This window comes from Acidovorax sp. 93 (assembly GCF_003633835.1).
Taxonomy (GTDB): Bacteria; Pseudomonadota; Gammaproteobacteria; order Burkholderiales; family Burkholderiaceae_C; genus Acidovorax; species Acidovorax facilis.
Genome location: NZ_RBIT01000001.1, coordinates 3,755,026 through 3,777,762, shown reverse-complemented (window position 1 = coordinate 3,777,762; position 22,737 = coordinate 3,755,026). Strand labels below are relative to the sequence as shown.

Annotated in this window: 19 protein-coding genes; 7 read left to right on the top strand and 12 right to left on the bottom strand. The window is 62.4% G+C overall.

Features of this window, described 5'->3' with window-relative positions; all coding sequences use genetic code 11:
- The first annotated feature begins 35 nt into the window (after positions 1 to 35).
- From C8C93_RS17175 to cynS, 6 genes are all read left to right on the top strand, one after another.
- Positions 36 to 1,244: a PAS domain-containing sensor histidine kinase gene (locus C8C93_RS17175; protein WP_121507697.1), complete on the top strand. Its 1,209-nt coding sequence runs from the start codon at positions 36 to 38 to the stop codon at positions 1,242 to 1,244.
- A complete protein-coding gene (locus C8C93_RS17170; protein ID WP_121507696.1) occupies positions 1,241 to 1,936 on the top strand; it encodes a response regulator transcription factor in 696 nt (231 codons plus the stop codon). Before C8C93_RS17175 ends, C8C93_RS17170 begins: the two co-directional genes overlap by 4 nt.
- A 146-nt stretch (positions 1,937 to 2,082) precedes the next feature.
- Positions 2,083 to 3,489, top strand: a complete 1,407-nt coding sequence (locus tag C8C93_RS17165) for a CmpA/NrtA family ABC transporter substrate-binding protein (protein ID WP_121507695.1) — start codon at positions 2,083 to 2,085, stop codon at positions 3,487 to 3,489.
- Position 3,490: 1 nt separating this feature from the next.
- A complete protein-coding gene (gene ntrB / locus C8C93_RS17160; RefSeq protein ID WP_121507694.1) occupies positions 3,491 to 4,360 on the top strand; it encodes a nitrate ABC transporter permease in 870 nt (289 codons plus the stop codon).
- Complete coding sequence (locus C8C93_RS17155) at positions 4,350 to 5,225, top strand: ABC transporter ATP-binding protein (protein ID WP_121507693.1); 876 nt, start codon at positions 4,350 to 4,352, stop codon at positions 5,223 to 5,225. The genes ntrB and C8C93_RS17155 overlap by 11 nt, the downstream gene beginning before the upstream one ends.
- 119 nt (positions 5,226 to 5,344) lie before the next feature.
- Positions 5,345 to 5,788, top strand: a complete 444-nt coding sequence (cynS, locus tag C8C93_RS17150; RefSeq protein WP_055396329.1) for a cyanase — start codon at positions 5,345 to 5,347, stop codon at positions 5,786 to 5,788.
- Positions 5,789 to 5,984: 196 nt separating this feature from the next.
- Here the strand turns inward: cynS and C8C93_RS17145 are convergent, their stop codons facing one another.
- From C8C93_RS17145 to C8C93_RS17110, 8 genes are all read right to left on the bottom strand, one after another.
- Entirely contained in the window at positions 5,985 to 6,755 is a 771-nt protein-coding gene (locus tag C8C93_RS17145; protein WP_121507692.1) for an anti-sigma factor domain-containing protein, read from the bottom strand.
- Complete coding sequence (locus C8C93_RS17140; protein ID WP_121507691.1) at positions 6,752 to 7,318, bottom strand: sigma-70 family RNA polymerase sigma factor; 567 nt, start codon at positions 7,316 to 7,318, stop codon at positions 6,752 to 6,754. Before C8C93_RS17140 ends, C8C93_RS17145 begins: the two co-directional genes overlap by 4 nt.
- A gap of 107 nt (positions 7,319 to 7,425) precedes the next feature.
- On the bottom strand, positions 7,426 to 8,001 hold the full coding sequence (locus C8C93_RS17135; protein WP_121507690.1) for a DUF3455 domain-containing protein: 576 nt from the start codon (positions 7,999 to 8,001) through the stop codon (positions 7,426 to 7,428).
- 156 nt (positions 8,002 to 8,157) lie between these two features.
- Positions 8,158 to 9,483, bottom strand: a complete 1,326-nt coding sequence (locus C8C93_RS17130) for an FAD-dependent oxidoreductase (RefSeq protein WP_121507689.1) — start codon at positions 9,481 to 9,483, stop codon at positions 8,158 to 8,160.
- On the bottom strand, positions 9,480 to 10,637 hold the full coding sequence (locus C8C93_RS17125) for an acyl-CoA dehydrogenase family protein (protein WP_121507688.1): 1,158 nt from the start codon (positions 10,635 to 10,637) through the stop codon (positions 9,480 to 9,482). The genes C8C93_RS17130 and C8C93_RS17125 overlap by 4 nt, the downstream gene beginning before the upstream one ends.
- Before the next feature lie 43 nt (positions 10,638 to 10,680).
- The gene (locus C8C93_RS17120; RefSeq protein ID WP_008905298.1) at positions 10,681 to 11,250 is read right to left on the bottom strand and encodes an OsmC family protein; all 570 of its coding nucleotides are present in this window, start codon (positions 11,248 to 11,250) and stop codon (positions 10,681 to 10,683) included.
- Between the two features lie 86 nt (positions 11,251 to 11,336).
- Complete coding sequence (locus tag C8C93_RS17115; RefSeq protein ID WP_121507687.1) at positions 11,337 to 12,248, bottom strand: sulfurtransferase; 912 nt, start codon at positions 12,246 to 12,248, stop codon at positions 11,337 to 11,339.
- Between the two features lie 233 nt (positions 12,249 to 12,481).
- Complete coding sequence (locus C8C93_RS17110) at positions 12,482 to 14,107, bottom strand: sigma-54-dependent Fis family transcriptional regulator (protein WP_233559474.1); 1,626 nt, start codon at positions 14,105 to 14,107, stop codon at positions 12,482 to 12,484.
- 108 nt (positions 14,108 to 14,215) lie between these two features.
- Here C8C93_RS17110 and purT point away from each other — a divergent pair, with 108 nt between their 5' ends.
- Positions 14,216 to 15,418, top strand: a complete 1,203-nt coding sequence (purT, locus tag C8C93_RS17105; protein WP_121507685.1) for a formate-dependent phosphoribosylglycinamide formyltransferase — start codon at positions 14,216 to 14,218, stop codon at positions 15,416 to 15,418.
- A gap of 94 nt (positions 15,419 to 15,512) precedes the next feature.
- On the opposite strand, the gene C8C93_RS17100 is transcribed toward purT, so the two are convergent.
- The 4 genes from C8C93_RS17100 to C8C93_RS17085 are packed head-to-tail and all read right to left on the bottom strand — an operon-like array spanning position 15,513 to position 22,572.
- Positions 15,513 to 16,550 carry a YhcG family protein gene (locus C8C93_RS17100; RefSeq protein ID WP_121507684.1) on the bottom strand — a complete coding sequence of 346 codons (1,038 nt, stop codon included), beginning with the start codon at positions 16,548 to 16,550 and terminating at the stop codon, positions 15,513 to 15,515.
- A gap of 13 nt (positions 16,551 to 16,563) precedes the next feature.
- On the bottom strand, positions 16,564 to 17,814 hold the full coding sequence (locus C8C93_RS17095) for a restriction endonuclease subunit S (protein ID WP_121507683.1): 1,251 nt from the start codon (positions 17,812 to 17,814) through the stop codon (positions 16,564 to 16,566).
- Positions 17,804 to 19,441 carry a class I SAM-dependent DNA methyltransferase gene (locus C8C93_RS17090; RefSeq protein WP_121507682.1) on the bottom strand — a complete coding sequence of 546 codons (1,638 nt, stop codon included), beginning with the start codon at positions 19,439 to 19,441 and terminating at the stop codon, positions 17,804 to 17,806. Before C8C93_RS17090 ends, C8C93_RS17095 begins: the two co-directional genes overlap by 11 nt.
- Entirely contained in the window at positions 19,435 to 22,572 is a 3,138-nt protein-coding gene (locus C8C93_RS17085) for a type I restriction endonuclease subunit R (RefSeq protein ID WP_121507681.1), read from the bottom strand. The genes C8C93_RS17090 and C8C93_RS17085 overlap by 7 nt, the downstream gene beginning before the upstream one ends.
- Positions 22,573 to 22,737 lie beyond the last annotated feature (165 nt).

The window sequence follows — 22,737 nt, the reverse complement described above, 5'->3', positions numbered from 1 at the left end:
CGCTACCTGGGCACGGCCATTGCTTGGGTACCCCTATGTCCACCCACGTCCTGAACCTGCCCGCCGGTGCCAGTACCCTCTGGCAGAACCGCCTGGGGCTGCTGCTGGAGTCCACGGGCGAGGGGGTGTTTGGCATTGATCTGGCGGGCAACTGCGTGTTCATCAACCGGGCGGGCGCGCAGATGCTGGGCTTTGCGGCCGATGAGGTGATGGGGCGCAACATGCACGCGCTCACCCACCACAGCCACCCCGACGGCAGTCCCTACGCCGACAGCGACTGCCCCATCTTCAACGCGTTCCGCCAGGGCTTGCCCTGCCGGGTGGACACCGAGGTGTTCTGGCGCCGCGATGGCTCGGCGTTTGCCGTGGAGTATTCGAGCCACCCCATTCTGGAAGGTGACCAGGTGCAGGGTGCCGTGATCGCTTTTGTGGACATTACCAGCCGCAAACGCGCCGCCGACGAGCTGCAGCGCGCGCATGACGACCTGGCCCGCGCCAATGACGAGCTGGAGCGCCGTGTGGCCGCGCGCACACAAGAGCTGTCGCAGGCGCTGGCGCAGCTGCGCGAGCTGTCCGCCTACTCGGAGCAGGTGCGCGAAGACGAACGCACCCGCATCGCCCGCGAGGTGCACGACGAGCTGGGCAGCCTGCTGGTGGCGCTGAAGATGGATGTGAACTGGCTGCACAAGCGCCTGGGCGAGCAGGGCGAGCGCACGCCCGAAGCCGCGGGCGACATGCGCACCCAGATGCGCTGCAAGTGCCAGAACATGAGCCGCCTGATCGAAAACGCCGTGGACAACGTGGGCCGCATCATCACCGACCTGCGCCCCAGCATCCTGGACCACCAGGGGCTATGGGCGGCGCTGGAGTGGCAGGCACAGGAGTTCGTGCAGTCGGCCGAACTGGAGCTGGCGTGGCAGATGGAGGTGCCTGCCACCTTGCACTTGCCCGAGCCTGCAGCCATCGCTGTGTTCCGCATCTTTCAGGAGATGTTGAGCAATGTGGGCCGCCACGCGCAGGCCAGCGCCATCGACATCGCCATCGACGTGCAGGACGAGATGCTGCAACTGCGCGTGCGCGACAACGGCGTGGGCGCCACCCGCCAGGCCCTGGAGGCGCCCACCGCCTATGGCGTGATGGGCATGCGCGAGCGGGCGCGGCAGCTTGGGGGCCGCTTGAGCATCACCAGCGAGCCGGGGCAGGGCTCGTGCCTGCAATTGCTGATCCCTCTGGAGCTGTCATGAATTCCGTGGTTCGAGTGTTGATCGGTGATGACCACCGCATCGTGCGGGAGGGGCTCAAGCAGGTGCTGGGCGACCCGGCCAATGGCGTGCCCGAGATCACTGTGGTCGCCGAGGCCACCCAGGGCAGCGAGGTGCTGGAGCTGGTCGCCGCCCTGCAAGGGCCCACGGGAACACCGGGGCTGGACCTGGTGCTGCTGGACATCGCCATGCCGGGCATGGACGGCCTCGAAGTGCTGCAGGCGCTGCGCAAGGCCTGGCCTGCATTGCCGGTGCTGATGCTCAGCACCTACCCCGAGCGGCAATACGCGGTGCGCTGCATCCAGATGGGCGCAGCGGGCTACCTGCACAAAAGCGCCGATCCCGACGACATGGTGGCCGCCGTGCGCAAGGTGGCCGCTGGCGGGCGCTACCTGACGGAAGCGACCGCGCAAGCCCTGGCAGGTGCACTAGAACGCACCGGGGTGGTGCGCACCGCCCAGCAGGGCACGCCCGCCGGGGTGGACGCGCTCTCCTATCGGGAGCACCAGGTGTTCCGCCTGCTCACTGCCGGGCAGAGCGTGAGCGAAATTGGTGCGCAGCTCAAGCTCGCGCCCAACACGGTGAGCACCTACCGCGCCCGCATCCTCGAAAAGACCGGCGCGCGCAACGATGTGGAGCTTGCGCTGTTGGCACGTGGCGCACCGGCAGAGTGAATTCGGTGCGTTGCACGACCGATTTGTAGTGCTGGCCCTACATGCTGTAGACACCACACCCACGAATTCATGACAGCGGGCCGACACCGGCAAAAACTGGCCCGCGCTTTGCGTAACGCCTGGCACCAACTTCTTCGAGGTGTGCCATGTCCGAATTCTTCTCGCCCTACGATGCCGACCGCCCGTTGATGCTGAAATGCAGCTGTGGCCGCGACCACACGGTGGCCGACCACCACACCGAGGTGTCGGCCGATGCCGCCGCAGCCACCCTGCGCCAGCGCAGCGAGACCCGTGAGTTCGAGCTCTACAGCAACGAGTTCATCGAAGCCACGCTGGTCAAGGCGCTGTTTCCGCAAGACGCAGTGCGCCGCCGCTTCATCAAGGCGGTGGGCAAGGGAACGGCCATGGCGGCCATCGCGAGCGTGTTGCCTGTGGCCAGCATGCAGGCCATGGCGCAAGAGAAGCAGGGCGCACTGGAGAAGACCAACCTCAAGATCGGCTTCATCCCGATCACCTGCGCCACCCCGCTGATCATGGCCCACCCGCTGGGCTTCTACAGCAAGCAGGGCCTGAATGTCGAAGTCACCAAGACAGCGGGCTGGGCGCTGATCCGCGACAAGATGATCAACAAGGAGTACGACGCCACGCACTTCCTGAGCCCCATGCCACTGGCGATCTCCATGGGCCTGGGCTCCAACGCCACGCCGATGAACGTGGCCACCATCCAGAACGTGAACGGCCAGGCCATCACGCTCAGCCTCAAGCACAAGGACAACCGCGATCCCAAGAACTGGAAGGGCTTCAAGTTCGCGATCCCCTTCGAGTACAGCATGCACAACTTCCTGCTGCGCTACTACCTGGCCGAGGCGGGCTTGAACCCCGACACCGACGTGCAGCTGCGCGTGGTGCCACCCGCCGAGATGGTAGCCAATCTGCGCGCGGGCAACATCGACGGCTTCCTCGGCCCCGATCCTTTCAACCAGCGCGCCGTGTTCGAGGAAGTCGGCTTCATCCACCTGCTCACCAAGGACCTGTGGAACGGCCACCCCTGCTGCGCCTTCGGCACCAGCACCGAGTTCATCCAGAAGAACCCCAACACCTTTGCCGCGCTGTACCGCGCGGTGCTCACCTCGGCCGCGATGGCGCGCGACCCGGCCAACCGGGAGCTCATCGCCAAGGTGATTGCGCCCCAGGCCTACCTGAACCAGCCCGAGGCCGTGCTCAACCAGGTGCTCACCGGAAAGTTCGCAGACGGCCTGGGCAAGATCCAGAACGTGCCGGACCGCGCGGACTTCGACCCCATGCCGTGGCAGAGCATGGCCGTGTGGATGCTCACGCAGATGCAGCGCTGGGGCTACATCAAGGGCGATGTGGACTACAAGCAGATCGCCGAAAAGGTGTTTCTCATCACCGACGCGAAAAAGCAGATGAAGGCGCTGGACCAGAAGGTGCCCGAAGGCGCGTACCCCAAGTTCAAGATCATGGGGCGCGAATTCGATGCCGCCAAGGCGAGCGAGTACGCAAAGAGCTTCCCCATCCGCAAGGCGGCATGACATGACTCCCGCCAAGAACCTCAACCTGCGCGCGGGCCTGTTGTCCGTGCTCATCTTCCTGGCCCTGCTGGGGATCTGGTACATCGCCACCGCTTCTTCGGGCCCGGGCAACAGCACGGCCGGCATGACCGCCGAGCAGATCGAGTACGCCAAGATGATGGGCAAGGACCCAGGCGCCAGCGCCAAGGGCAGCGGCTTTCCTTCACTGGCAGAGATGGGCCGTACCGTGTGGGGGCACGTGTCCAACCCGTTCTATGACAACGGCCCCAACGACAAGGGCATCGCCATACAGCTCGCGCATTCGCTGGGCCGGGTCGCGCTAGGGTTCGGCCTGGCCTGCTTGGTGGCGATACCGCTCGGTTTCGTCATCGGCATGTCGCCGCTGCTGCGCCGTGCGTTCGACCCGTTCATCCAGGTGCTCAAGCCCATTAGCCCGCTGGCGTGGATGCCGCTCGCGCTCTACACCATCAAGGACTCATCCATCTCGGGCATCTTCGTGATCTTCATCTGCTCGGTGTGGCCCATGCTGGTGAACACGGCGTTTGGCGTGGCATCGGTCAAGCGCGAGTGGCTCAACGTGTCGGCCACGCTGCAGGTCAACCCGCTGCGCAAGGCCTTCCTGGTGATCTTGCCCGCCGCAGCGCCCACCATCCTCACGGGCATGCGCATCAGCATGGGCATCGCCTGGCTGGTGATCGTGGCGGCCGAGATGCTGGTGGGCGGCACGGGGATTGGCTACTTCGTTTGGAACGAGTGGAACAACCTGTCGCTCACCAACGTGATCTTTGCCATCCTGGTGATTGGCGTGGTGGGCATGTTGCTCGACCTGGCCTTCGGCCAGCTGCAGAAGGTGGTGACCTATGTGGAGTGATGTCGCCCAGCGCCCGGCTGTTCCAGCCCCTCTTGCCACTGACGCCCCGCAACGAAAGGCCTCTGCCGTGACCCAAGGCTTCCTCCAGATCGACCGGCTGAGCAAAGCCTTTGTGCCCGCCAAGCCCGTGTTTGCCGATGTGTCGTTCACGCTCGACAAGGGCGAATTCGTCTGCATCATCGGCCACTCGGGCTGCGGCAAGACCACCATCCTGAACGTGCTGGCGGGGCTCGACACCGCCACCTCGGGCACCGTCATCATGGACGGGCGCGAAGTGGCCGGCCCCAGTCTGGACCGGGGCGTGGTGTTCCAGAGCCACGCGCTCATGCCCTGGCTCACGGTGCGCCAGAACATCGCGTTCGCCGTGAAGTCGCGCTGGCCCGACTGGAAGAAGGCCCAGGTCGATGCGCATGTGGAGAAGTTCGTGGCGCTGGTGGGCCTGAGCCCTGCCATCGACAAAAAGCCGTCGCAACTCTCAGGCGGCATGAAACAGCGCGTGGGCATTGCGCGCGCGTTCTCCATCCAGCCCAAGATGCTGCTGCTGGACGAGCCCTTCGGCGCACTCGACGCGCTTACACGCGGCACCATCCAGGACGAGTTGATGGCCATCGTGCGCCAGACGCAGCAGACGGTGTTCATGATCACGCACGATGTGGACGAGGCCATTTTGCTGGCCGACCGCATCCTGCTCATGAGCAACGGCAACGAGACGCCCGAGGGCTACCGCCCCGGCGGCATCGCCGAGGTGGTGGTGAACCCACTGCCACGCGAACGCACGCGCGCCAGCCTGCACCACCTGGATGGCTACTACGCGCTGCGCAACCACATCGTGGACTTTTTGGTGACGCGCGCCAAAGCCCACTGATTTCCTGAATAACCCAGCACTGTCGTGTTGCCCCTTGGGGTGGCAGGGAGTGCTGCACCCTGAAGTTCCTGTTCCCTGTTCCCTGTTCCAAAACCCATCCAACCGAAGGAGCCATCACCATGAACCGCTACGACGTTACCGAAAAGATCATCAGCACCAAGGTCGCCAAGGGCCTGCAATGGGAGGCCATTGCCAAGAAGGTCGGCCAGTCCAAGGAATGGACCACGGCCCTGTGCCTGGGCCAGATGACGGCCACGCCCGAGCAGGCCAAGATCGTGGGCAAGATCTTCGGCCTCACGGCCGAAGAGCAGAAGTGGCTGCAGGTGGTGCCCTACAAGGGCTCGCTGCCCACGCCCGTGCCCACCGATCCGCTGATCTACCGCTGGTACGAGGTGGTGAGTGTGTACGGCACCACCATCAAGGAGCTGATCCACGAAGAGTTTGGCGACGGCATCATGAGCGCCATCGACTTCAGCATGGACATCCAGCGCGAGGCCAATCCCAATGGCGACCGCGTGAATGTGGTCCTGTCCGGCAAGTTCCTGCCGTATAAACAGTACTAACCCCCTGAGTCGCTTCGCGCCTTCCCCCTTTCTCTCGAATTGCTGCGCAATTCGGGAAGGGGGACACCGCCAGCGCCCGCCAGCGAAGCGCCGCCTGTGCGGCTTGGCGGCCCTTGCGCGGCGGTCGCAGGTATAGGCCGTGCTCGTTATGCCGGCGTGGGTCTAGGCATTGCACCGAGTGGGGTAACCAAGACGGTCAGAGCACCTTGACGGCGCGACCGATGAACTGGATGGGCCCCGTGGGTTTGCCAATCGGCGAGCCCGTGGGCGGTTCCAGCGTCAGCTCGAACAGCTGGTTGGGCTGCAGCGGCGGCAGCTTGTCCAGCGGGATCTGCAGGGGCTGACCGGGCTGCACCAGGCCCAGCGATACGGGGCCGCTCCAGCCATCCGCCTTGGTCCAGAACTCCAGGGCCTTGTCGGCCGGTACTTCGGCCATACCCAGCGGAATCAGGCTGATCTGCCGGGGCGAGTTGGCTTGCACCACCCAGCCCGGGGCCTTGTCCTGCGGCGCGACCAGCACCACCATGAACTGTGGCGGCGCGGCCACTGGGGCGGTGCGGGTGACCAGCACTGCCGCGAGCACCGCCGCCATGGCAAAGCCCGAGCCGGCGAGGGCCCGCCACAGGCCCAGGTGGTCCCACCAGCGCACGGATGGCTTGCGCTCGGTTTTTGCGCGGGGTTGGGAGGCGACGGGTGTCGCAGCTGGCTGCGCGCTGGTGGCCTGCAGCGACTGGTCGATGCGCGCCCACAAGGCAGCGGGCGGCGCGATCGGCTCCGCAAGCTGGGTCAGAGGCAGCAGGCGGGCTTCCCATTCGGCCACCGCCTGTTGCAATGCCTTGTCACCAGGCAGGCGTTGCTGCACACCCTGGCGTTCGGCAGCGGGCAGGGTGCCCAGCACGTACTCGCCGGCCAGCACGCTCAGGTCTTCCGGCGAGGGGGTGGACGGTGTGTTGCGCACGTCGGTCATGCCATGCACTCCCGCAGCGAAACCAGGCTGCGCCGGATCCACGCCTTGACGGTGCCCAGCGGCGCGCCGAGGCGCTCGGCAATTTCGCCGTGCGAGCAGCCGTCCACATAGGCGTGCAGCACGCAGCTGCGGCGCGCGGGGTCGAGGGCCTCCAGGCAATGCTGCAGGCGGCCCAGGCTGGCGTTCAGCGCAAAGGTTTCCTCGACCTCATGGTGGGCCTGCACAGACATGTCGGCCTCCAGGGCTTGGGTGGTGGTGTCGTCCACATCAACATGGCGGCCCGCGTCGCGCACGGCGTTCAGGGCCAGATTGCGCACCACGCTGTAGATCCAGCCGCGTGCGCTGCCCCGGCTCGCGTCGTAGCTGGCGGCGCGGGTCCAGATGTTCACGCAGGCATCGTGCACGATGTCCTCGGCCAGCGCGCGCTGGCGCACGATGCGCAGCGCTACACCCAGCAGCCGCGCGCCCTCCTGTTCATATAGGCGGTGCATGGCCTGCCGGTCGCCGGCTGCGCAGGCAGCCAGAGCGGCTTCGTAGTCAAAATCGCCAGGGGTGTCGGGCACGGTGTGCAGGCAGCGGGGCCTCGTCTAAAGAGTGGGCGCATCGTAGCCGCAAACCCGCCACCGCCTGGCGGTAGCCCCCGCTGGGCAGGGGATTGCGTGTGCGTGGTTTACGCGGCCTTCCAGAAGATGTAGTCGGCCTGGTACTTCACGATCTGACGCTCGCCCTTGTTGGCGGTGGTGCAGGCAGCAGCGGGTGCCACGCCGCCCTTGAGGGCCACGCGCTGGATGAAGGTCACGCCGGTCATGGCGCCGGAGCCCATGGCGGGGTTGGCCTTGACGAGCTGGTAGGGCAGGTTGCCCGTGCCCGAGGGTGCCACGGCCAGCTGGGTGGCTGTCAGCTTGGACCCGTCGCTCGACTCCCAGGTGGCCGGTGGGCCGTAGTAGGTGCCCACTTGTTTGCCGCTGCGGTCATTCAGCACGGCCTTGGGGCCCACGAACACCCATTCGGTCTGGCCGGGCATGTTGGCCTTGTCGCGGCATTCGTAGGTGATCTCGCCCACGCCCACGGTTTCCATTGCCACCTTGTTGCCAGTCGGTACCTTGATGCTGTCGGGCAGGCTGTCCTGCGAAACCATGGATTTGGAGGACGACATCATCGAACCGCAGGCGCTCAGCAGCACGGCGGCGGCAATGGCGCCCGTCAGGGGGAGCAGGCGGGAGATGGGGGACGTGTGGATGGTCATGGCGTTTCTCTCTGGTCTGTGGGTTGATAGGACAGCAGCAACAAGATGCGCTGCTGTAGGTACTACCCACGAAAACGCCGTTTGGATGCAGTGGATGCCAAAAATTTTTTACCGGTGCCAGCCCGGGCAAGATTGCCGCCTGGGCCCGAGGCTGCCTCAATGCAGGGTCAGCGGCCGGGTGGTGGTCTTGACCCGCACCACGGCCGCCCGGTGCTCATAGGGGGCCACCGGCTGGCCCAGGATGGCGGCCGCCAGCGTTCGCGCCTGCCGGGCAATCGGTTCGATGTAGCGGCTGCACTGCCCGTCGATGCTGATGCAATCGCCCAATGCATGGATGCGGGATACGCTGGTTTGCAGCGTGCCTGCGTCCACCGCAATGCCATGGGTCCAATCAAGCCCAGCACTCTGCGCCAGGCGGTGGGGGGGCAGCAGGCCTGCAGCCACCACCACTTCGTCCGCCGCAAAACGCCGCCCGCTGGTGGTGGAGACGCGGTAGCGCGAGCCCACGCGTTCCACCTGCTCCACCTGCAGACCGCCTTCAAAGCGGATGGACAGGTCTTTCCAGGCGTCCAGCAGCTGCGGGCCCGCCTGCTGGTCGTGCCAGCGCGCCAGTGGTTCGGTGGCCGTGTCCAGCAGCGTGATGTGGTGGCCGCCCAGTGCCAGGTCGTTGGCCAGCTCACTGCCGACCAGGCCCGCGCCGATGATGAGCACGTCCTTGGGCTGGTCGCCCAGGTGCTGGCGCAGGCGCTGGTAGGCGTCCAGGTGGTTGATGCGCCAGCACAGGCTGGCGGGCAAGCCCGGAGGCAAGGCGGCCTGCGCACCGTGGGCCAGCACCAGGTGGCCGTAGCGCAGCACGCCCCGCGTTGTGCGCAATTGGCGGGTGTCGGCGCAGATGCGCACGGCATGGGTGTGGGCCAGCAGGGTGACGCCCAGGCGGTGCGCCGCATCGCGACCGGTTTCGGACACCAGGGCCAGCGGGTCCAGCTGGCGCGCCATGGCCACCGACAGCAAAGGCTTGTCGTACCGGTCGCCCGCGCAGGCCGTCACCAGGGTGATGGGCAGCGTGGCGCTGTGTTGGCGCAGGGTTTCGGCCAGTTGCCAGCCTGCACGGCCCGCGCCGACGATGACCACGCCCGGCTCGCCACGCACGCGCAGGGAGGCGGCTGGCGCTGCGCTGGCCTGCGCCCGCAGCGCCTCCAGCGTGGGGGCTTCGTACGGTGAAAAATCGGCCTTGGTCACGCCGCACAGCGGGCAGGCCCAGTCGTCGGGTATGTCCGCCAGCCGCGTGCCCGGCGGCAGGCCGCCATCGGGGTCGCCGTCGGCCTCGTGGTAGACGTAGCCGCAGGCGTTGCAGATGTAGCTTTGCCAGGGCGCCTGGGCGGCCGCGTCGGCAAACGCATCGCACAGCGCCTGCGATGCCGCGCTCAACACGAACTCGGAGGTAACCGACGGCGTGGTGGCGGTGGGGAGGGCGGGTGTCATGCAGGCATCTCCTCGGTGCTGAGCCGGGCGATCTCCTTGCGCAGGTGCTTGATGGCGGGCGTGACGATGGCCACAAAGTGCGACTCGCGCACGCGCCGCTGCACGTCCGAGCTCATCAGGTAGCCGCGCGCACCCTGGTGCATCAGGGCCGACTGGGCGGCGCGCAGGCACAGTTCCGCGCCGTGGGCACGGGCGTCCAGCACATCGATGAAGAAGTCGGTGCTTGTGTCGAACGGGGTCTGGGCCAGTTGCATGACGCGTGCAGTCAGTGCATCCAGCTCGGCCTGCAGCGCGTCGGGCCGGTCTTCCAGGAACTGGTTGACATGGCCCAGTTGGGCCTCCACCGCCCACATCGAGTCGATGGCGCCCTGGGTGATGCCCACCGCCATGCCACATTGCAGCATCACAAACGCAGCGCGGATGCGGGCGATGAAAGGCCGGGTAGGGTCGGCCATGGTGTCGGCCGTGCCGATGAAATGGTCCTTGAGCCGCAGTGCATAGGTGCCCGTGCCCTCCATGGCGGAGAAGCTGGGGCATTCGCGCATCTCCACGCCGGGGGCATCGCAGCGCAGCAGGAACATCACCTCGCGCTGGCTGGCCGCACCGTCGGCCTCCACCACCGCCGCAATCGCGCCGCAGTAGTGGTCGGGCCCCAGGTTGCTCACCCAGGGCAGGGTGCCGTTGATGAGGTAGCCCCCCTCCACTGGCGTGGCCTTGAGCAGCAGGCTTTCGATCTGCGCATAGCTCTTCATGGGGTTGGACAGCGCCGTGCCGCCCATGCCTGCGCCGCTGGCGTGGCGCTGCAGCACATCGCCCATCAGCGCGGGGTTGCCCGATTGCTGCAGGTACAGCCCACACACCGCCTGGCACCACATCATGAAGCCGGTAGCGCCGCACACGCGCGAGGCCTCGGCCATGGCGCGGATGGCCAGGCCGTAGTCGGCCGGGCCGGCCGTGCTGTCCAGGTGCGCGCTCATCGCGCCCACGGCGGCCAGCTGCTGCAGCTCCGCGCAGGGGTAGTAGCCGGTGCGGTCAATCGCCTCCACCTGCGCGGCCAGCGGGCCCTGGGCGATCTGGCGCACGGCGGCCAGCAGCGGATCGCCCCGCAGGGCGCCGTCCAGGTGGAGTTGGGGAGGGAGGTCGGCGGGGTTCATGGGGCTCCTTGGGTGCGCAGGGCGGGCTCGGTGGCGGGGCTATTTAGTCCGCGAGGCTGATCTCGAAGGGGATGGGGTTGCGCATGCTGTTAGCCACGGGCGAGTAGAAGTTGGCGTGCTGCACGATCTCGTCCAGTACCTCGCGCGGTGCATCGCCCTCCACCAGCACCTTCACGCGGATCGCCTGAAAGCCCATCTCCGGCGGCGTCTTCTGCAATGCGCCACCCGCACCCCAGGCGGCGGGGTTGCCGATGTCGCCTTCCATGAACACCTCGATCTTGCTGAGCTTGACCTGCTTCCAGGTGGCCACGGCCGTGATGCCCACGGCCAGGCAGCCGCCCAGGCCCGACAGCACGATCTCGCCGGGCGCAGGTGCCGTGTCCTGACCGAACAGGTGCAGGGGCTCGTCCACCACCACCGGCGCATGGTTGCCCACATAGCTCAGCGAGCGGTACTGCCCCTCCATCACCGTATGGACCTTGTTGGTACCCCGACTGGCAGGGTTGTTGCGGCCCTTGTCGGCAAAGGCCATCAGCCCGTCGCGGTCGATGGGGCGCAGGTGCGTGTGCACGGTGGTGACGGGGGCAGAGGGTTCCAGCAGATCGGTGGACATGGTGTTCCTTGGAGAAAGAGAAGGGAATGCAAAAAAGAAGGACAGGGTTCGCAGCGGGCCACGCCCGCTGCAACAACGCACGGGGCTCAGGCCGCCAGTGCCAGCGCAGGCTTTTTGGGGAACTTGACCAGCGGCAGCCCGCTTTCGATCGGCAACTTGTCGTCGCGCGACCATTCGTTCCACGAGCCGAAGTACATGCGCACATCGGCAAAGCCCGCCTGCTTGAGCGCCAGGAAGGTGTTGGACGCGCGTGCGCCCTTGAAGCAATACAGGTACACCGTGTCCGCCGGGCTGATGCCCGCCGTGGCGCATTCGGCGCGCACTTCGTCGGGCGACTTGAACACCGGACCCTGGGGCGAGGGCTTCATGAAGCGGTACCACTCCAGCCACTTGGCGCCCGGCAGGCGGCCTTTGCGCGGCGCGAAGTCCTTGCCATAGGGGCTCGAGCTGTCGCCAATCCACTCGTCCACATCGCGCACGTCCAGCAGCACGGTGTCGGTGCCCAGGGCCTCGATCACGTCTTCCTTGGTCAGCATCACGTCTGTGGTGGCCAGGGTGGTGGGGAAGATGGCGGGCGTGGGCACCACGGCCTCGGTGGAGACGGGCAGCTCTGCCGCCTTCCAGGCCGAGTAGCCGCCATTCAATACCTTGACCTTGGGGTAGCCCAGCCAGGTCAGCAGGTAGTAGCCCCGGCACGACTGGCCGTAGCCGCTGTTGAGTGCATCCTCATAGAACACCGCCGTCTCGGCGCCCGACAGGCCGATGGCGCCCAGGTGCGCGGCGAAGGTGTCTTTCAGCTCCTGCAGGCCTTGGGGTGTAGAGGTGGCGAGGTAGGTGAAGGTCTCGCGCAGGTTCACCGCGCCGGGGATGTGCCCCAGGGCATAGGTGTCGGCGTCGCGGGTGTCGATCAGCACCACAGGTTCTGCGGCTTGCAGGGCCAACAGCTGGGTGGGTGAGATGAGGACGGCGTCGGAGGCGGTAGCGGTCACGGTGCTCATGGAAAACCTTTCGGTGCGGTGGTGGGCGGGATGCCTGCCCTCCTTATCGCAACAGGTGTGCCAGAGCTTGGGAATGCAAAGAAATTTGAATGAAATAGGCTGCCAGCGCTTATTGGTAAAGCGCTGGCAGCTATTGATTTAATAGTATTTTGTGCCGACTATCACCAGGGCGCAGCCTGTCCAACGCGGACGCTGAACACTGTGTCTACAAATTGTTGACACAGTGTTGGGCGTCACTTCAGACCCGCCTTGCGCAGCCGGTAAGCGAACTGCCGGAGCGTCAACCCCAGGCTCTGCGCCGCGCGCGACTGGTTGCCGTGGTGTTCGACCAGCGCGGCCTGCAGCACCTGAACGCTGTGGGACTGGGCCGAGGCGTAGTCGCGCACCAGCGGTGCTGCGGCGATAGGGGTAGACGGCATCTCGGCCTGAATCTGCTGAACGGGCGCCGGAGCGGGTGGCAAAACCACAGCCGCAGCGGGCAGAAACCGGTCCAGCTCGCCACGCGTTACCAGCGTGTCATTGGTCAGCAGCACCAGGCGTTCGATCACATTGCCCAGCTCGCGGATGTTGCCGGGCCAGGGGTGTTCTTCCAGCCGCGCCAGCGCGTCGGGCGAGAGGTTCACGTTGCGCTGGTGCGCCTGGTTGGCGCGGCTCACAAAGTGCAGCGCCAGCGCGCGGATGTCTTCACGCCGCTCGGCCAGCGAGGGCAGATGGATCGGAATCACGTGCAGGCGGTAGTACAGGTCCTGCCGAAAGCGCCCGGCCTCCACATCGGCCGCCAGGTCGCGGTGGGTGGCCGCCACCAGGCGCACGTTGACCCTGACCTCGCGCTGCCCGCCCAGGCGCACCAGCGTGCCCTCCTGCAGCGTGCGCAGCAGTTTGGACTGCATGGCCAGCGGCAGCTCGCCAATCTCGTCCAGAAAAATGGTGCCGCTGTCGGCCTGCTCAAACCAGCCCGCGCGTGCCGTGCTGGCGCCCGTGAAGGCGCCTTTTTCGTAGCCAAACAGTTCGGATTCAAACAGCGCATCCGGAATGGCCGAGCAGTTGACCTTGATGAAGGGCCGGTCGCGCCGCCCGCTGGCCAGGTGCACGGCGCGTGCGAACAGCTCCTTGCCCGTGCCCGACTGGCCCAGCAGCAGCACGGTGGCCTGGGTTTGCGACACGCGCTCCAGCTCGCTCAAGGCCTGCAGCAGCGGTGGCGAGCTGCCAATGAGCCCGTAGCGCGCGCTTTTGGTGTTGAGCGCATTGGCCAGCACGGTGTTGCGCGCCTCCAGCTGCCGCGTCTGGTCGGCCACCAGGGATTCGAGCTGCAGCAGCTGCCCCACCAGGGTGGTCAGCACGCGCAGCACGGCCAGGTCGTCGTTCAGGTGGCGCTGGCGGCTGCGGATGCGGTGGCAGGCCAGCACGCCAATGGGCGCGTTGTTGACCTCGATGGGCAGGGCGATGAAGGCCACCGTCTCCGGCGGCAGCTGGCTGCGCTCCACTGCGCGTGCCAGGAACAAGGGCTCGGCATCGATGTCCTGCACGATGGCGGGCTGCCCGGTGGCCAGCACGCGGCCCGTGATGCCCTCGCCCCAGGCATACCGCCCGCGCCCTGCCTCGGCCTGGGTGAGGCCGTAGGCGTGCTGGATGGAGGCCGTGCGCGGCGCACCAGCGGCGCAAGGGGCGTCGTCCACCAGCACGATGCGCCCCCGGTTCAGGCCCAGCAGCTCGCTCATCAGGTGCAGCATCTCGCGCAGCACCAGGCCGGGCGCCAGGCTGCGGCCGATGAGGCGCATCACTTCGCGCATTAGCAGCAGCTCCTGGGCGTGCCAGTCGGTGGGGCTGTGCGAGCGGGCCGTGCTGGAAGGGGAGGGCATGGGCGGTGGGGGCATGCCAGGGCGATTGCAAGTTCTGCGCCCGGGTGCATTAAAGTCGCCTGCGTCCCGCCGTTTACCGACTTTTTCACCTTCTCGAAAGCCCCCACCATGACCACCCTCGGAACCCCTCTGTCCCCCCATGCCACCAAAGTCATGCTGCTGGGCTCGGGCGAGCTGGGCAAGGAGGTGCTGATCGCGCTGCAGCGCCTGGGGGTGGAAACCATTGCCGTGGACCGCTACGACAACGCCCCCGGCCAGCAAGTGGCCCACCACGCGCGCACCATCACAATGAGCGACCCGGCCCAGCTCAAGGCCCTGATCGAGGCCGAACGGCCCCACTTGGTCGTGCCCGAGATCGAAGCCATCGCCACCACCATGCTCGAAGAGCTGGAAGCCGCGGGCACCGTGCGCGTGATCCCTACGGCCCGCGCAGCGCGCCTGACCATGGACCGTGAAGGCATCCGCGTGCTGGCCGCCGAAACGCTGGGCCTGCCCACCAGCCCCTACAAGTTCTGCAATTCGTTGGAAGAACTGCAGGCTGCGATTGACGCAGGTATCGGCTACCCCTGCATCGTCAAGCCCGTCATGAGCAGCTCGGGCAAGGGCCAGAGCAAGATCGACGGCCCCGCCGATGTGCAAAAGGCCTGGGACTACGCCATGGCCGGTGGCCGGGTGAGCCACGGCCGTGTGATCGTCGAGGGCTTCATCGACTTTGACTACGAAATCACCCAGCTCACCGTGCGGTCGGTGGGCACCGACGGCCAAATCACCACCAGTTTCTGCGACCCCATCGGCCATGTGCAGGTGAGCGGCGACTATGTGGAAAGCTGGCAGCCCCACCCCATGCACCCGGCCGCACTCGAAAAGTCGCGCCAGATCGCCAAGGCCGTCACCGACAACCTGGGCGGCCAGGGATTGTTTGGCGTGGAGCTGTTCGTCAAGGGCCAGGAAGTCTGGTTCAGCGAGGTGAGCCCCCGCCCGCACGACACCGGCCTGGTCACGCTGTGCACCCAGCACCAGAGTGAGTTCGAGCTGCACGCCCGCGCGATCCTGGGCCTGCCGGTGGACACCAGCCTGCGCAACCCCGGCGCCAGTGCCGTCATCTACGGCGGTGTGGAAGCCCAGGGCATCGTGTTCGATGGTGTGGAAGAAGCCCTGCGCGTGCCGGGCACCGACCTGCGCCTGTTCGGCAAGCCTGAGAGTTTTGTGAAGCGCCGCATGGGCGTGGCGCTGGCGCGGGCGGCCGATGTGGACACCGCCCGCAGTAACGCCAAGCTGGCGGCTGGCAAGGTCAAGCCACGCAAGGCTTGATGTAGAGTCTTTGAGTGAAATTGGCTGCTGGCGCTTACATATCAAGCGCTGGAAGCTATGTTTTTAGGAGTGGTGAGCGCAGGTACATACCTGCTTATTCCACGCCACCCAGCTCGCTTTCAATTTGTTCGATGCTGGGCAAGCTGGTTTGCAACGCAGCGGGCAGGGATTCGATGAGCTGGTATTCCGCCACCCCCATAGGCTGGGCCGTGTCACGCAGCGCGTATTCGGCCACCACCTTGTTTTTGGTCTTGCACAGCAGCAGGCCAATGGTCGGGTTGTCCTGCTCGGCCTTGACCTGCATGTCCACCGCCGTCAGGTAAAAGCTCAGTTGCCCCAGGTGCTCGGGTTTGAATTTGCCGCCCTTGAGTTCGATCACCACATAGCAGCGCAGTTTGAGGTGGTAGAACAGCAGGTCGATGAAAAACTCATCGCCGCCCACATTAAGCATCACCTGCCTCCCCACGAACGCAAAGCCTGCGCCCAGCTCTAGCAGGAACTCGGTCACGTGCTTTACCAAAGCGTGTTCGACCTCGCGCTCTTGCGCCTCGTCGGTCAAGCCCAGAAAGTCGAAGCGATAAGGGTCTTTCAGCGATTCGCGCGCCAAATCGGACTGAGGCTTGGGCAAACTCGCTTCAAAGTTGGTAACAGCGGAGCCGCTGCGTTCCATCAAGCGAGTCTCGATCTGCATCACCAACACATTGCGCGACCAGTTGTGCTGGATGGCTTGGGCCGCATACCAGCGGCGGGCCTCGGGGGTGGAGAGCTTGTCCAGCAGTGCCAACTGGTGATACCACGGCAATTGTGCAAGCACCGCTTGCACAAATTCGTCATCCGGCCACGCCTCCGCAAAAGCGCGCATGTACTTGAGGTTGCGCGGCGAAAACCCCTTCATCTCGGGGAACGCCGTGCGCAGGTCATGCGCCAGCCGCTCAATCACCTTCGCTCCCCAGCCCTGGCTGGCCTGCCGTGCCAGAATGTCGCGCCCGATCTGCCAGTAGAGCTGCACCAACTCGCGGTTGACCGCCAGCGCCGCGCGCTGCTGCGCCGTGTGGATGCGGGTTTTCAGGTCGCGCAGCCAGTCGGCGTAGCCTTCGGGTGTGGGCACAAGAGAAATGGGCTGATCGCTCATGGTGCGTTGTCCTTCAGGCCACCGTGACTTGGCCGTTCATTAGCAGGGGAAGGAGCCAGTCGCGGAGTTGAGCAAGTTCCACGTTCTGCTGAAGGTTTTTTTGAATCTGTAAGAACAATGGTTCTGCCGTGCTGGTGTATGTATTCAAGGGGCCATCAGCGGGTATCAGCAATGGCGACTCATCCAGCACTCCCTTGTTGATGTGCGGCTGTTGCGCACCAGTTCGGAGTGCCATCAATCTAGGGATCTCACGAACCAAGTAAGGGTAAATAAAGCAGTGCTTCAGCTTGGCGGTTTCCACAATTCCAACTACAGATTGATTAGTCGCCGCCTCAATGCCCAGTATCGACACTCTGAGATGACGAACGATGGAAAGAATCACCGTGCCGCGAGGCAGCAGCTTGGCAGGTGAATTCTGCAAACCGAGCGTCGAAATTTTTTCATCAGGTGCTACGACAAAAGTACTCGGGTTCTCGCCCGAGCTAAGCCAATTAACTTCACCGGGACTCCAATACTCATCAATATCGCGTGAGGGTGTTCCTCCGAGGTGGGATCTGAATGTTTCACCGATTGTTGAGTTTTTCCACCCTGCAGGAATTTCCCGCTTCAGCGTGGCGTTGTAGACCATCTTGCCGCCGGAAGATTTGTAGGGTTTGCCGTTAGCGTCGGGGAAGTCAAACTGCACAAACCAGTAGTCGTACAGCGTCTTGGCCATCGCCTCCAGCTCGGCGTTGATGCGGTTATTGCAATCGATTTTGGCATCAATGACGGAGAGAACTGCAGCAATTTTCTCTTGATCTTTTTTTTTGAATGCTGGTAATCGCACTCGGCTTAGAATTTCCTGGCTGAGATTGTTTATATTGGTACCAGATGACGAAGCGATTTGTGACTTGAAGTTTGTCGATCTGGTGAAGTAAGCGAAAAAAAGCTTGTTGATTTCAGTTGATGTGAGCCTTGCGCGTATGCAGAATCCTGAAAAAAGTGCCTCAACATCTTTGTCTATGTAAAGACTTCTGCCAACAAGAGCCTTGTTTCCATTTGATCTGACAAAAACAATATCGTCTTTTTTAAGGTAGTCGTCTGCTTTGGCTATTCCTTTAGGGTTTATTTGGGATAGCGATTCGTAGTCTGGTGAAAACCGACTTTGAAAGTCAGGAACTCCAATTAGCAGGCAACCCTTGCCTCGACTGTCCTTGCTGAAGTTGAGTCCATTTCTAAAAGTTGCGTGTTCTCCAAGCGTAAAGTGTCCAAGTTCATTGCGCATAATGCAAGCCCGCTAGCTGTTTCTTGATTTCCTGTTCTAGCCCTGCTGACTCCTTGAATAGTCCATCTAGCCGGTCGGCGACAACTTGCATCTTGTGCGCAAACTGTGCTGGAGTAAGATCGCTATATTCAATTTTCACGTCGAGATACTGTCCAGTACTCAGTGAATAATTCTTGGCGGCAATGTCAGCGTAACTCACTACAACCGAGAAATCCTCCACCACCTGCCTATCGTTGAAGGTGGCAATGATGCGATCTTCGTCGGTTTCAGACAGCACAGTTTTCTGGTTCTTGCCATCCTTTTCTTTGGTGCCAAGGGTAGAAGCGTTAATCAGCACCACATCGGATTTGTTGGCCGCATCAATAAACAAGATGGAGACGTTGGTGCCAGTGGTGGCGAAGATGTTGCTGGGCATGGAGACCACGCCCGAGAGCATTTTGTTATCTACCAGGTGCTGGCGTATGCCTTTGTCGATGCCGCTTTGCGCGGTGATGAAGCCAGTGGGTACGACGACCGCCGCTTTGCCGCTAGGCTTGAGCGAGTAGATGATGTGCTGCAAGAAAAGCTGATATATCGCCATCTTGTCCACGGCCTGCTTCGGGATATTCGGTACCCCGGCGAAAAAGCGCTCTTGGTGCTCTTTGCTGTCCAGCTCATTCCTAAAGTCGCTGAAATCCATCTTGAACGGTGGATTGCTGACGATGTAGTCAAACTTCTTGAGTGCTTTGCCATCCCGGTGGTAGGGGTGGAGCACGGTGTTGCCCTGAATGACGTTGGGGATGGAATGAACCAAGTTGTTCAGAATCAGGTTCAGGCGCAGCAGGCTGGATGACTTTTGCGAGATGTCTTGCGAGTAGATGGTGCAGCGCTGCTCGCCAATGGCGTGGGCGATATTCATAAGCAGCGTGCCGGATCCCGCCGATGGGTCGTAGCAGCTTACGTTGTTGACTTTGCCGCGCACCTTTTCAGGCACGAGGATGGCGGCCATGATTTTGGCCACGGCGTGCGGGGTGTAGTACTCGGCATATTTGCCGCCGCTGTCTTTGTTGTAGTCCTTGATGAGGTATTCAAATATTGCGGCGTAGAAGTCGTACTTCTCGCTAAAGATGCGCTCAAAGCTGAAGTCGCCCAGCTTGTTGATGATGGCGCGGCAAAAGGCGTCGCGCTTGGACGTATCGGTGATGAATTCGCTGACCCGGTCGAACAGGGTGATTTTGGTGCCGCCATCGGTTTTGACGGCAAAGATGTCGTTGTTGGTGACGGCGATGTTGTGCAAGGTGTCGTCAAACAGTTTGGCAAAATCGGGCGCGTTTTGGTGGCCAAACAGGTAGGCTATGAAATGCTCGGGCTTCAGCCGGGCGGTGTCGGGGCCCATTTGCATCTGCAAAATGTCCAGGTCATTGGCGCTCAGGGCGGCAATGGCAGCTTCCCAGCTTTCGGCTTTGGCCAGTGCGGGCTTGATTCTCTTGGCCTCAAAGGCGAACTTGTCGTTCAGAAACTTGTAGAGAAAGACCTGGGTGATGATCTTGAATTCATTGCCGTCGTTGCCCAGACCATAGGCTGCGCAGATGGCTTTCAGGCTGTCGATGAGTTCGCGGGTGCGTTGTTCAAATTGTTGGGTTACCAAGCTTGTGCTCCAGGGTGGCCGCCGCCCGTGCGGGTGCCTGCAAAAAATTCATTCATGTATTCCGACACCACCAGGCGGTTGATGCTGCGGGTAGCGTCGGCGGTCAGTGGGATGTGCTGGCGGGTGTGGAATTCGTCAAACACGATGGGTTGCATCAACCGATCAAAATAGCTTTCGTTGTTCAGTAGCTGGGTGTTTTGCAGCACCTGCTCGTCCGCCTTCGCTTTGACGCCGACCAGTGCTTCAAACAATTTGCGCTCAGTCTGCGTGAAGCTGCCACGTTCTTGCAGGCGCTTGTGGATGCGGGTGTATTTGGCATCGCCACGGTATTTGGCGCGCAGCTGGTTGTTTTGGCGGTTCAGCTCTTTCACTTTGTCGTGAATGGCGTTGAGCGCGCCGATGTTGGCTGTCATGTCTTCTTGGCTCACTTCGCTGAGCTTTTTGTTCTTGAACAGCCGCTCCAGCTCTTCGCGCAGGGTCACGAACTTGGGGTCTTGTGGGTCAAAGTTGCTGGCCAAAGCCTCACGCGTTTGGCGTAAGGTGTTTTTGAGTTTGTCGGCCAAGACGAGTTCTTCTTCCTTGATCTTGGCGAATTTGAAGATGACATCCTCCAGCGCCATGTTGAGCAAGTTGCTGGTGTCGTTTTCTGATTCGATGGCCTCTTTGAGGTTGAGCAGATCCAGGTGGTTGCAGGTTTCGCGGTAGAGCTGGCTGAGCTTGTGGAAATCTAGCTGCTGCAATAGCCCGTATTCGCCTTGCAGGCGAATTAGGTTGTAGAGGCTGCGCGCATCAGCCAGCGCTTTTTTGAGCGCAAGCACAGTGCTGCGGTCTTGGATCTGGTTGAGCTGCTTTGAAAATTCTTCAGCGTTTTCAATGTCGAAGCTAAAGAGGATGTCTTTGATGGCTTCGATTTCTTGCCTGATCTCTTCGGCTGACTTGAATAGGTTGGAGTAGTGCTCGATCTCGTTGCCCAGCTCGGACTGCAATTCGTCAAAGTAGTCTTTGTTGGTCTTGTCGAATTCCTTGCGGATGTCGGCAAAGTCCACCACGTAGCCGTAGCGGAAATCTTTGTAAGTGCGGTTGACCCGCGTGAGCGCTTGCAGCAGGTTGTGCGCTCTGATAACACGCCCAAGGTAGAGCTTTTTCAGGCGTTTGGCATCAAAGCCGGTGAGCAGCATGTTGTAGACAAAAAGCAGGTCAATCTTGCCCGCCTTGAAGTCTTCCACCCAATCCTTGCGCTCGTCTTTGCTGCCCACGTCGTGAAGGATCAGCGCGGCGCTTTTCACACGGTTTGCAAGCTGGGTGCGTTCTGCATAACTGCCGGTGGTGGCGGGGGCAAATATGGCTTGCCCTGAGTCTTGGGCTATTGCTGCTGCGGAAGAAGAGCGTTCGGCATATACCGCTGTGAAGATGCGGAACATTTCTTTCGCTTGGTCCGCGCTGTCACAGATTACCAAGCCGCCGATGCTGGAGTCGCCCAATGCGCTACGGCTCTTTTCAAAGTCACGCACGATGTAGTCGAGCATGGGCTCGACAAACGTTGGGTGGGCGTAGATCAGTTTGCGATCCACATCGCCTTGCTTGAGCTGCACTGTGGCAAGTGCCTCTTGCAAAGACAGCTTGTAGTTGGTGGCGATTTCTTCGCGGATCAGCCGAAGGGTGTAGCCGTCGGCAATGGATGCGTTGTAGTAGTACTTGTGGAAGTAGTCACCAAACAGGGCTCGGGAGTTGTAGTCGTCGCCCAGCAGCGGCGTGCCCGTGAGCCCTATCTTTATAGCGTTGCAGTCGGATTGGCTGAGGTTGGCCAGAAAGCTGCCCTGTGGGTTGTAGCTGCGGTGCACCTCATCCAAAAAATAGACGCGCTGGATGTTGAAGTCGTAATCCTCGGCGCGCACCACATCCGGGTCGTCCTGAAATTTCTGGATATTGACCACGGTGATTTCAGGCTTGCCACTGTGGTTGTGCAGCACCTGTGCGGTTTTGATGTCGCGAGCAAAGTCAGCTCGGCTGTCAATGATGTGGACTACCAGCCCCCGGCAGGAAAACTCACGCTGCGCTTGTGTGGCCAGGTCAAGCCGGTCAACGATGAAGTAGAACTTCGGGATGACGCCTCGGCACTGGAAGTAGTCGGTAAGAAACCGGGTGTTGTAGTAGGCCAGGGCTGTTTTACCGCTGCCCTGGGTGTGCCAGATGATGCCTTTTTTGATGCCTGCGCTGAGCTTCTTCTCGATGGCCTTGGTGGCAAAAAGCTGGGGATAGCGCATGACGTGCTTTTGCACGCCGTCTGTTTCATGGACATAGACCAGCGCAAAACGCAGCAAAAAAGCGAGGCGACTGCGACTGAAGAGCGACGTGCAGATGCGATTGGTCGGCGTGTCTGGCGACTTGTTGCTCAGAAACTCGGGGCTGTGCTTGATGACGTTGAGATTGTTATCGCCCAGCACTTCGTTTTCCAGTGCATCGTCTTCAGCTGCCAATAGCCGCTCAAGGTCCAGCGTTTCGACCTCGGGGTCTTCTCGAAAATAGTTTAAGACAGGCGATTCATATGACGGGCTTGCATAGAACGCTCCTTCAATGGGCTGCGGCGAACCGTCTTCGTACTCCATGTTGTTGGAGAAGACCATCAACTGTGTGATGTTGATAAACCGCCTGAACTTGGGGTTGCGGCTGCGCGTGATGATGCGGCTGCGCTCTGCCAACACGCCTTCGCGGTTGTTCGGCTTTTTGACCTCAATGAATGCCAGCGGCATGCCGTTGATGAGCAAGGTGATGTCTGGCCGGAATTCATCGTCACCGTTCTTGCACGTCAGCTCGGTAACAACGTGGAAGCTGTTGTTATCGAAATTTTCGAAATCGATCAGTCGAGAACCTGAGCGTTCCGTAAGTCTTTCGTAGAAGGCCTTACCGAGATCTTCGTTGTCCAGAAGGAGCTTGACGTCGGCCAGCAGACGGGAGACGTCATCTGCACCGAGTTCCGGGTTGATTCGGGCGATAGCCTCGCTAAATTGCGTTGGGAAGATGTTGGTTTCTTCATCCCAAATGGCATTCTTCAATGAAAGATAGCGGTAGCCAAGTCGCACCAGATGCAGGATGCACGGAATTTTGACGCGTGAGTCTTCGCTGAAAACCATCAGTACCACCCTCTTTTATGTTCTTGGAGTCCAGAAACGACCAAGCATTTGGAAGCTCACTCGGAGCGCGCCTCTCTAGCGACGACGACGGCGTACTGGATTCTCCACGGATCGACCAATCTGAATGCGTCGTCGTCAATTTGCGCGTACTGGGGCCGTCGAACC